The sequence below is a fragment of the Bacillus horti genome, from assembly GCF_030813115.1.
Classification (GTDB): Bacteria; Bacillota; Bacilli; order Caldalkalibacillales; family JCM-10596; genus Bacillus_CH; species Bacillus_CH horti.
This window is the reverse complement of the sequence record NZ_JAUSTY010000013.1, coordinates 115756-127832: the sequence shown is the minus strand read 5'-3', so window position 1 is coordinate 127832 and position 12077 is coordinate 115756. Positions and strand designations below refer to the sequence as shown.

General features: G+C 40.1%; 6 protein-coding genes. All 6 read right to left on the bottom strand.

The genetic code is table 11. The features are described from left to right. Window positions 1-96: 96 nt before the first annotated feature. The 6 genes from J2S11_RS15305 to J2S11_RS15280 all read right to left on the bottom strand — a co-directional run bounded on the left by J2S11_RS15305 (window position 97) and on the right by J2S11_RS15280 (window position 11475). On the bottom strand, window positions 97-447 hold the full coding sequence (locus J2S11_RS15305) for a helix-turn-helix domain-containing protein (protein WP_307395983.1): 351 nt from the start codon (window positions 445-447) through the stop codon (window positions 97-99). A 511-nt stretch (window positions 448-958) separates the two neighbouring features. Beyond that, window positions 959-2557 carry a malate:quinone oxidoreductase gene (locus tag J2S11_RS15300; RefSeq protein ID WP_307395982.1) on the bottom strand — a complete coding sequence of 533 codons (1599 nt, stop codon included), beginning with the start codon at window positions 2555-2557 and terminating at the stop codon, window positions 959-961. 456 nt (window positions 2558-3013) lie between these two features. Continuing rightward, entirely contained in the window at window positions 3014-6844 is a 3831-nt protein-coding gene (locus J2S11_RS15295) for an S-layer homology domain-containing protein (RefSeq protein WP_307395981.1), read from the bottom strand. A 158-nt stretch (window positions 6845-7002) separates the two neighbouring features. Further along, on the bottom strand, window positions 7003-10149 hold the full coding sequence (locus J2S11_RS15290) for an ATP-binding protein (protein ID WP_307395980.1): 3147 nt from the start codon (window positions 10147-10149) through the stop codon (window positions 7003-7005). Window positions 10150-10464: 315 nt separating this feature from the next. Beyond that, window positions 10465-11226 carry a hypothetical protein gene (locus tag J2S11_RS15285; RefSeq protein ID WP_307395979.1) on the bottom strand — a complete coding sequence of 254 codons (762 nt, stop codon included), beginning with the start codon at window positions 11224-11226 and terminating at the stop codon, window positions 10465-10467. A gap of 126 nt (window positions 11227-11352) precedes the next feature. After that, complete coding sequence (locus J2S11_RS15280; protein WP_307395978.1) at window positions 11353-11475, bottom strand: hypothetical protein; 123 nt, start codon at window positions 11473-11475, stop codon at window positions 11353-11355. Between the last annotated feature and the right edge of the window lie 602 nt (window positions 11476-12077).

Here is a 12077-nt window from a genome sequence, read left to right as displayed (position 1 = left end):
GGATACCTATGATTTCACAAAGATGGTAGATAGGATATGATTTTGTCTCATGCAAATGACGTATCGCCAGATACGTCGTTTCATACCGTACCTGATTTAATACCGCCTCCTTTCCAATTCTTTCAGCTTTTTTAGTAGATCAATCTCCATTTGTAGTTGTGTATTGGATTTAATTCCATATTTTTTGCATAGCTCCATATGCGAGCCCTTGCCATCCAAATAATCCTTGACGGCCATTGTCTTTAGTTCCTTTGAGTAGACCGTATTTTTAGATGTAGACAGAAGACCATCTGGACCTAAAGACTGGTAGGTTTGAAGCCATTGCTTGACAGCTGTAGGCCACACCTCTAACAAACGGGCTAGTTGTTTAAGAGAGGCTTCTCCACGAAGATATTTTTCTATAGCTTTAATTTTCTCTGAGCTTGATATTTTTGATTTGTGGGACATAAAAAATGCTCCTCCTAGTCGTAAACAGTTTTTATTATTTAAACTGTCTACCACAAGGGGAGCATATCAGTTTACCTACTTAGGGACAGCTTTCTTTCTGTCTGCCTACATCTCTAACGGTCATATCAGACTTTGTCTATTAATTGTGCATAACTTAGACTAATACTTCATAGATGTTCCAGATTCGAAAAACGGGGCATAGAGAAAAGTGGAAGAAACGTAATACGTGCAGAAATACACTTATTTCTGCCTCTACTGAATAAATTCAGTCATTTAAGTGCAAAAATACACTTATTATCTCATTCGAGGAGAGCCTAAAGCAATTTCTCGAGAATTAAGTGTATCTTTGCATTTATTAATTCAATTTGTAAAGATTGTAGTAATTTAAGTGTATTTTTGCACTCAATTTTGTTTCATATTTCATTTGATATCATTCTATAATCACTAACATATGTTAGTTATGCATTTGACACTCGTGAGGCAATCCTTTTTCCATTCTACTTTTAGCTAATTAACTACTGATCCGCTCGTTTTCATCTAGTTCTGTCTTGCTAAGATCTATTTTATTTTCATTTAGATTTACTTCCTTTGAACCTTTTTTATTATGGGCTCTTTCATTTGAATTCTGCTCACTTAGACCTAGTATCTGCGATGTTGACTCAACAATTTCTTGGAAAAGGTCTCTGCTTTCCGCTAAAGAAGCACCATAGGAAGGGACCATTTCCTTCAGTTTTGGTTCCCACTCTGTGAGATGCTGAGGGAAGCATTTTTCTAAGACTTCAAGCATAACCTGAACGGCTGTAGAAGCACCTGGAGAAGCACCGAGCAAGCCCGCTATAGAACCATCAGCAGAGCTAACCACTTCTGTTCCAAATTGTAGCGTTCCTCTTCCTCCTGCCTCTGTATCCTTAATCACCTGTACACGCTGTCCAGCTACGATTATATCCCATTCCTCACTCTTAGCATTTGGCATAAATTCACGTAGCTCTTCCATTCTTTTTTCATGAGATAACAGCACCTGTTGAATCAAGTACTTCGTCAATCCCATCTCCTTTGCCCCAGCCGCTAGCATTGTGATTAAATTATTTGGTTTTATGGAGCAGAATAAATCTAAATTTGAGCCTGTTTTTAAGAACTTCGGAGAGAAGCCAGCAAAAGGACCAAAGAGCAATTCCTTTTTGTTGTTGATATATCTTGTATCAAGATGTGGAACAGACATTGGGGGAGCACCCACCTTAGCTTTACCATAAACCTTGGCGTGATGCTTCTCTACAATCTCTTGATTTTTACAGACCAAAAACAACCCACTTACCGGAAAGCCACCTATACGCTTTGATTCAGGAATTCCAGTCTTCTGTAGCAAAGGGAGGCTTCCTCCACCGGCACCAATGAATACAAATTTAGCTGTGTGGACCTCTACTTTACCGCTATCTACATTCTGTACCTTCACTTCCCACTGACCGTCACTCGTACGCTTCATACTCTTCACACTATGCTTGTAGTTGACCTCAACCTTCTTGCTCTTTAAGTGGTCAAACAGCATACGTGTTAAAGCTCCAAAGTTAACATCCGTTCCTGTGTCAATTTTTGTAGCCGCTAATGGCTCTGTTGACTTACGCCCTTCCATAATTAACGGCAGCCATTCCTGTAGCTGCTTAGGATCATCAGAAAACTCCATTCCGTGAAACAGAGGATGGTCACATAGCATGTCAAAGCGTTTTTTCAGAAACTCTACATTCTTTTCACCTTGTACAAGACTTACATGAGGAATTGGCATGATGAAGTCCTGCGGATTGCGAATCAGTTTTTTCTCCACTAAATAAGACCAGAACTGCTTAGAAAGCTGAAATTGCTCATTGATTTTGATCGCTTTACTACAATCTATCTCTCCATTTGGTGATTCAGATGTATAATTGAGCTCACACAGTGCAGCATGTCCCGTACCTGCATTATTCCATTCGTTGGAGCTTTCTTCTCCAGCACTTGCTAGCTTCTCGAACACTTTAATTTTCCAGCTTGGTGCTAGCTCTTTCAATAACGCTCCAAGTGTTGCGCTCATCACTCCCGCACCAATCAAAATAACATCCGTTCTTTTCTGTATGTCGTTCATGATAACCTTTTCAATCCCCTCTATCAGTTAGAAAACCTGGCTTGTCGCCAAGTCTTAGCGAAAGCATTAGTATTTCTTAAACTATCTACTAGTTAACTCATAAATTCTAGATAGTACAGACGGTTGACCTCTTGTTTAAAAATTCACAAAGTATGGCATCCCTCTAAAAGCACAAAATTTTCTATGTCTACGACTTTCATCACACTCATCATCACGATTTACTACTATACATACTATTATACTTATTAATGTGTGAAAATATCTACTGTATTTCGATAATTTATTCCTCAATAATGAATGTATTTGTGTAAATAGACAAAAAAACACGGCTATATCCACAGTGGAGTCCTTCTAAAACACCCTGTATATTGGTAAAATAAAACCACCCCAAATCCTAATATCCTTGAGGTGGTTCGTTTATTAAAATAGCTTTAGGCTTTGCTCTAATTGGAGCTATTATTCAAGTACTTCATTACCCTTCTCGTCAAGCCTCCAATGGTGCTCTTGAGCTGCTTCTTCTACCTCATTAAATGCCCAATATGACGTTGCTACATCGGAGAAGCTTGGCCTTGTGACACCATAGAGCGGTCCTCGTTCAAATAGACGATTTAAAACTTTAACCGCTTCCGCACGTGTAAGTCTTTGTCCTGGCTTGAATCTTTGATCCTCATAACCTACCATAATGCCGTACGCTTGTACGTTCGAAATCGCTTCATAGGCCCAGTGACCTTGTGAAAGATCATTGTATACTACTACAGTAGCATTGACTGGCACGGCTGCTTTCACTTGTTGCTTCATCCAACGATCAACAATCATAGCCATTTGTGCTCTCGTAATACCCTCACTCGTTCCAAAGCTCCCGTCAGAAAGACCAATCATCAGACCGATTTCATTAACAATTTCCATTTCCTCAAAGGCCCAATGCTTGCTATCCGTATCCGCGAAAGAAGATGTACCATCTCCCGTGTATTGAATATCATCTATGTTTCTTGACAGCATCGCCGCCATTTGAGCTCTTGTGACACCTTCTGCTGGTCTGAATGTGCCGTCAGAAAAACCATAGATGTACGGTAAATGCGTGCCCTTAGTTGCTTTGCTTCTCTCTTCCTCTTCCTGCTGAAGGGCAGCATAGTATTCCTTAGAGCCCTCCATGTATAGTATAGTGAACGTACTGAATTTATCGACCCCAAACTGTACGCCTAGTTCTCTATCACTGACGCTGACAATCTCTCCACGAATTAGTTCTTTTGTGCCATCACTATGTTCAATGAAGATGACTAGATTATCAAAAATGTCCTGCTGTGCAGCCTTATCCTTAGGTACGCTGTCCTTGAGTGGTAGAGTCAACACCACTAGACGATTTTGCATATTTGTTTCAATGGTCATCGGACGACCCAAGATTTTAATTTCCTGACCATTCGTCATTTCACGAACTTGTTCTTCTTGCTTAGCACGCGTCTCTACTTCTCGGCGTTCTCTTTCTTGCTTCAGTGGTACGAGACGGAAATACAGTTCAGTATTGAAGCCGTTAAGAGAGTCATTAGGAATAAAAATGCGTACATTATCCGTATAGATTTCTAAATTAGCTTCTCCATGCGCTAAAGTGGTCACTGAACTTCTTGGAATTGTAACCTGTGTTTCCGCGACACGATCTCTCTCGTCTGGGATGACCATACGCGCCGTTTTATCTGTCTTGTTTTTCAATTGCTCAACAACTTCTAGTGCACGGTCACCAGTTAGTGTTACGTTATCCTTTACCCGCCCATTGGGTTCAGTGGTACGCTCGATTCTCGTTTGCGTAATCGTCTCTCCTGCTCCTGCTTTTACATCGATGACAATCTCCTCTTTTACTGGAGCTGTTGGCGTTGGTAGAGCTGGAGTTGGATTCACAGGGCTTGGATTATCTGATCCGTTGCCCGGATTAGGTGAAGGATCTGGACCTTGATCAGGATCAGAAGGTGTTTTAATATCCTCTGAACTCAATTTAAATTGTCTGAAACGAACTACCATACCTGATGGATCGACCTCGTAAACACCAACATATAAATTTGTTGTGATATCAACACCAGGAATGTCATCACCTACGCTATAAGGGTTAATGACACCTACTCCTGAAGGGGCCTCATCACCTATTTTCGGCCTTCGAATGCTATTTGATGCTACTTGCACAACTAAGTGATTCCCTGCCTCTATATCTGCATCTGACACTCTCGTAGTACCTGTTTGAGACCCTGGCTCGATCGTCGGTCTCACCTCAAAATTTGGTACTTCATCAGGGTCTAATGGCTTTGTGTTAATGTCTTCTTCTGTAATGATAACCTCACTAAATTTCACAACCCTACCCATGCTATCCACTTCATACAAGCCTACATAACGATTTATTATTGGGTCTACTGTTGGTATGTCATTCCCTAGGACATATGGGTTAATGACTCCTATACCAATTGGAGCGTTATCCCCTTCGTTCGGTATTGGGTTGCTCATATGAGAAGTTTTCACAACTAGCTGGTTACCCAGCGCTGGAATGACACCATCAAGTCTTGTTGTGCCAAACTGAATTCCCGGTTCAGCAAAAGGTTTTGGGTTAAATTCTGGCGCCTGCTGCGGACCAGATTGAATGTCTTCTTCCGTTAGAGTAACTAAGGTGAAGCGAACTATCTTGCCTGTTGGCTCTATTTCATACAGACCTACATAGCGGTTCGTCGTTATATCAACATCTGGAATATCATCACCTTCTGAGTAAGGAGCAATGACATTTGCTCCAGTTGGAGCATCATCACCTACATTTGGTATAGGGATAATACTTGATGATACTTGTACAGCCAAGTGGTTCCCAGCTTCAGGATTCACAGAAGATAAGCTGGTAGTGCCCGGCTGTTGACCCGGTCCAGCCACAGGATCAGGAACGAATGCTGGTGCCGGTATATCCGTCTCTGGTGACGTACTTCTTGGCAGAAAATGCGGATATCCTCCATTTATAGTAGGATCTATTGCCCAGATTGTTGGGTCCCACGGATGTTCAGCATTTCTAGTAAATAGGGCTATATCCTTTAGACTTGCCGTTGGGAGACCAACCCCAATATCGTCTTCCTTATTCTCTAGCCCGGATCTATCACGATCATAATAGAGTTCAAAAAATCGGTCTCTATTTACCATATTTTCATAAGAGAATCCAAAGAGGAATTCATCTGCTCCCTTTAATTCACCCGCAGCATAGCTGAAGCTGATGCTTGAAGCTGAGTCAATTTGCCCTGCGTATCCAGCTCCTCCAAATTGCTTAGCAATAGATGCAGTGAGTTCAATATTTGAGCGAGTATATGTGTTCTCAAATTTCGTTTGGTTGGTCTTCCCAACTAGTCCACCTATATGATAATCCCCGGTTACTAGGCTATTAATAGAATAAGACTCTCTTACCTCTGACATTCCAGCTGCACCTAGTAACCCCCCAATATTGGTAGACCCCGAGACATTTCCTGCAGTGGAATATGATCTTTCAACCTCCGTAAATAGGATATTCCCAATAAGTCCACCAATGTTAGAAGCGCCGACTTTACCAACAACATTTCCTATAGCAAAGCTATCACTAATATACGCTGATGTTGCTAAATTCGCTGACCCTACTACAGTACCAATTAATCCCCCTCCCGATATTTCGACTCCAGAAATACTTACCGAAGAAGAGGAGGATATAACCTCTCCCGTTCCCCCTACCCTTCCAATCAAGCCTCCTACAACACTATTACCCATCACCATACCCGAGGATCTAGTATTTAAAATGGTTGAACTACCCTCCACAGATCCTACCAAAGCTCCAATATACGATCCAGCTCCTGAAAGAATATCTACATTTTCTACTGCTACATTACGAATAGTAGCATCACGAATATACCCGAATAGCCCTAAATATTGAGCATTCCTATAAATTATAAGTCCAGTAATCTTATGATTATCGCCATTAAAGCTTCCTAAAAAAGGGCTTGTTTCAGACCCTATGGGCTCCCAACCCGCTCCCTGACTATATGGAGTAGTTTCCAAATTAATATCATTCATTAAAATAAAGTGTTTATCCAGATGGTTCCTTACCTCATTCAACTCATCTGCATTTGTAATTTGATAAGGACTTCCTTCCGTGCCATCCCCACCTGCAAACCCATCAGCACTTGAAAGCTGGAATACTGAGCCCTCATCTTCCTCTGCCACCACTGACAGCGCAGGGAGCATGGTGAGCAACAAAGCTACTATAACAAGAGTACTCACTATTTTTTGTAATCTAATGCAACTGATCATCTTGACCCCTCCCATTCCCCGTGTGTTCACGAGCAATTTTTGTCGAAATAATATAGTTTATTTTGTAGAATAATTGATAGCTTCACTATATCAATTTGAAATAAACAAATAATAAACAACAAAAAAGAACCTGAAGCAAACGCCTCAAATTCCTTTTATTAATAGTAATCTCTTAACTTTTTAGCATCTGCTAGTCGCGTCCTTTCCTCAAAAGGAATATCAAATGAAACTCTAGTTCCTTTGCCAAGTTCACTTTCTATCTGAATAGAAGATCCATATAAGAGCTGAAGATGCTTACGAATGTTCCATAGCCCCACACCCATGGTTTCATTTTCACCCTCTAGCACCTCTTGCTGTTTTTGCTTGCTCATTCCACTACCATTATCCTCAATCGTAAAACGCACCCTGCTACTGCCCCACATTTTCGCTGAGAGCCTGACCGTTCCTCCACGCATATCGGACATCAACCCGTGCCTTATAGCATTTTCAACAAGTGGCTGTAAAAGCAAATGAGGAATTAGCATCCATTCATCCACTTCCACATCATATTCAACCTGTAGCCTTGAACCAAATCTTACCTGCTCAATCCTCACGTAGGCCTGAACGAGCTCTAATTCACTAGCTAATGTCGTTGTAGAATCCAGTTGTTTAAAATCAAAGCTCTTCCGTAAATACTGGGATAGCTGGATGATTAGATGCTCTGCCTGACGCGGCTCCTCCACACAAAGCTCAGCAATAGAATTTAGAGCATTATATAAGAAATGCGGTTTGATCTGCGATCTTAGGAATGAAATTTCAGCACTCTTGGCAGTTTGAACAGATAGCTTTAACCTTGTTAAGCTCTGGACGCGGGCGATTAGCTCTTCTGCTTCAAACGGCTTCCCCACAATATCATTAGCCCCATTCTCCAATGACAGCCTAACATCCTCTGATCGATTCCTAGCCGTTAGCATTAGAATAGGGAGCTCAAAAGGAGAAAAGCGAGAGCGCAAACGTTTTAACACCTCATAGCCTGACATATCAGGCATCATAATATCCAAAATAATTAACGAATACCCCGGATTTCTTGTCATTTCCTCAAGAGCGGCTTGCCCGCTATTTACTAATGTAAATGTATAGCCCTTAAGACCAAGAAGGTTATGGATGGTCTGTAGGTTAGCAAAATCATCATCAACAACAAGGATGGGTTCTTTATTGACTCCTTTAACATAAAGAGGATACTTAGGATGAATGATCTGATGCTCACTAGATGGTAAAAAGCCACCAGCTTTATCCTCCCTCTCTAGCGCTTCTGTAGCTACTTCAGCATCCTCGTCAGCCATTGGGAGGGTAAATACAAATACTGACCCTTGGTGTGGACAAGAGTGAGCCTGAATCTCTCCCCCATGTAGCTCAACCAGCTTTTTCGTAATGCTCAGTCCCAAACCACTCCCTTCCCTATACGATTCCTCATGAGAGCTTGCTTGCTCGAAGGCCACAAAGATCCACTCCAGCAGTGTTGAATCTATTCCTATTCCCGTATCCTCTACCCTTATTTCAGCTTGACCCTGAACAACCTCCGCCTTAATCGTTACACTCCCCTCGTTCGTAAACTTAACCGCATTGCCTATTAAATTATGTAAAATTTGTGTTAAACGATTGCCGTCCGCCCAAACAGAAGGAAAGCTCTCAGGTATACTGTTCTGTAATTTAATTGGCTTGTTATTCAGCAAAAACATATGCACGCTAATGACGGAATCTACCACTGCCCTTACATCAAGAGAACTTTTCATCAGAACAATATTTCCGTGCTTCATTTTGGAATAATCAAGAAGCTCATTGACCAAGTACGTTAGCTTTCTCCCACTCCCTGTGATAATGGCTAAGTTTTGAGTCTGCTGCTCATTGACCGGTCCTGTTGCTCCCTTTAGCATAGTATCGGCAATGTTCACAATAGCATTTAGGGGTGTTTTTAACTCATGAGACGTATTGGATAGAAAGTCATCCTTGATTTGATCCATGCGCAAAAGCTGATCCTTCATCAGTTCAACCGTGCGATACGCTTCAAAAAACCTCACTACAACTAAAATCATAAGAAGCGTATTAAAGGATATTAGAAAAACCTGTCCCAACCATAAGCTATCCATTAAAGCAAAAGCAAAAAGAGTTACACTGAGAGAATAAAAGTTAATACACAGGAGTGCTACGTACACAAGTAACGTTTTAAATTGACTCCCTATTCCACGAGCAAATAGATAGGCCACACGCCCTGTAAGACCTAGCAGGACAAGCTTGTAAAAGGCAATGATGAATGGATAGAAGGTGATATAACTCTCTATCGGCAGAACAACCACTATGAAACAGAATATACCTAGAATAAGAGAAACGACCTGAGTTACTCTTAAGGAGACTATATTCTTTTTTAAATAGTAGATGACCATGGTTAGGACAATAAAGGAGGCAAGGGATATTATATCCTTCACTTTGTACACCGTTTCATAGGGTACATTCGAGAAAAACAGCAGTAGTGGACGCTCACCAATCAAGCCGTTATATATCGCAAACAGTAGGCATAAGGCAGAAAAAACTAGCAGGGATATATCCTTGCTTCGATAAAACACTGTAGTTATAAAGCTTAGAAAAAAGATGATCGATAAGCCACAAAGGATAGCAAACAGCACGAAATCCCATGCAACTATTTTCTGCTGAGACTCCAGCATCGCTCCCTGTTCACCAAAAAACAAAGAGACTGGAATCCCTCCATTGATATAGTTATGGTTAGATACATGAACAATAATCTCAAGCTCGTTACCCTGTGCGGCGAACATACTGATTTGAGTGCTGTTCCCTGTTTCATAGGAAGCTGGATCGATTGATGCTCGTCCATCCTCAAGTAGCTTTTCACCATCAACAAAGATTGTACTAGCAAAGCGTATGTTTGTTTTTTTTATGGCGTATACATTATCAGCAGGGAGATTAACCAGCTTTAAACGGTATGTCCCCGACCCAGTAGCTGGAAGACTTTGACCCTCTACCTCTCTATCATTCCAGGTTGATGGAACTGGCATAAAGCTAGAGTTTAATGGCTCCCTATTCCCCTCAGCAAACTGCTCAGGTAACAGTAGTTGATTCCAGTAAAACTCCCACTCACCATCCAGCCTAACAAGCTGGTGTTGCTCCTGATCCCACCCTGTCATATCCATTACGCCTTTTTCAGCCGCAAAATGACTCTCATACTGTGAATTCTCTAAGCGATCAGAAAGTGGAAACAGTAAAATAGCTAGCAAGGTAATGGCACTAATGATTATTAATCTTTTGTTTGACAACACATCCAGCTCCTTTGAGCACTACGATTAGCTCAATTAACCCTCTTACTTGTATCAACTTTTTTAAAGTTATATCCAGTATAACCGAAACGCCTTTACCGTGATCCCTCATCAGCTGGCTGGAAGTCGTATTGAGGCAGACACCCATAGTTAGCTATAAAAATAATTGTACAGTAATAAGCAATGGGCAATGGGGTAAGTTATCTTAACAAAATGACGTGTTACTTCATTCATTTTTCCACTTGCATTAGGACCATTAATGTACTACTAGACAGCTTCTTGATAATCTATTCGTTTGACTATTTGACTCACCAACTAAGTTACTGATAGTATTTTAGAAATTATAATTTTTTTGGTTTCATTATCTAGGTCTATTAAATTCCCTCGAATCCACCTATCTGAATCTAGCTTATTGTGATGATAATTAAAATTAGTGTTTTCCCATTTCTTCTTAGTATGCATATCTTTATATTGTAAAGTTAGATATTCATCTTTAGGTTCATCCGAAACAATATCACCATAAAACCACCCAGAAATCTCAAATTCTGTTGAACTTTCATAGGTTATACTGATACCAAAACCGTAATGTGTTTCATTACCTTCTTCATCATATAAAGTGTGTTGATTTGAATTTTTTATTATTTGTACAATTGGATCTGTAGACCTCAAGAAGTACCAAACTATATCAAGAAATTCATTACATCTCTCTTTACTAGGTGGTTCAGCATCATTATGTTCAATATCATTTCGAATTGTTAATAAGTTTTTCATTAAATATGGCCTAACCAGCCCGAAACCTTCCAGAATCTCTAAGTAACCTTTATTTCTCCATGAAGGGTTTAAACTTCTAAAGTTATAGCAACTTTCAATTAGTTTCATTCGATGATTCAGTGCCCTTTTTAGATTAGTTATTCCATCAGCCAACTCGAATTCTGTCCTCGCTCTATCCACTAATCCCTTTGAGTGTTCCCAAATTTTATAGGATCGCGACCAAACATCACTAGATATGATTGTTCCACCCCCAGGATAATAATCCCAATCAAATATGGTTTTAGAGACATAAATAATATTCTGCATTTACTCACCTTTATCTGAAATTATTATAGAACAATTAATGTATACAAACCTGTTCAAAAAAACGAGAAAAAAATTTAAAGCAATAGAAAAAAGAGGAGCGGCCGCATCCTCTCATTCATTTTGTACCTATTGCCACAGCAATTGGAAGAAGAATAGCATTAAACCTACTGTCAAACCGACGGCTACCCCAACCAAATACTGTCCTACAATATCATTTGTTTTTCTTGTTTTCTTCTGTTTTCTTCTCAATTACGCAACCTCCCTGAGGTAACGTACCGAGACTAGGCAGAACAAGATTTTTAATAGGTGTCTCTCTGCAAATAAGTTATTTGCATTTTTATTTTAGATTCAAACCCTTTTGACAGATCTTTCGATTGCCTTTCACGCTCATAAAGAGCGCAATGACTAGTCATAAAAAAATATGCCTAGTTTTTTAGTCCCTACTGGCAGGAAATCTAAATAGATTAACCAACCACTAGTGAATCCCTCTAGTTAATGCTCTACTAGCCTACGGAACTCACCGTAGATAGTTAGGGTAGTAATACCCTAACAAAATTATATTCAATTTCTAGTTAGATTTCAATAAAAAAATCAATAGTGTAGTGAACTTGTTAAAGGTAATTGCATGACGTTATAATTTAGCAAAAGTAAAACATGTAAATCAATACCTTAACAGCATCGCTAAGGGAGCTACTTTTGTTGTGTTAAAACTTAAAAATTTCAATTTATATATCCCCCACATCATGCTTAAAGTGTCTCTGGTAGCATCATAAAAACACCCTTTAGGGATACTAAACTCATGTTAAAGGCGTGAGTAAAGACTCAGTATCCTAGTAGGGTGTTTTAATTTC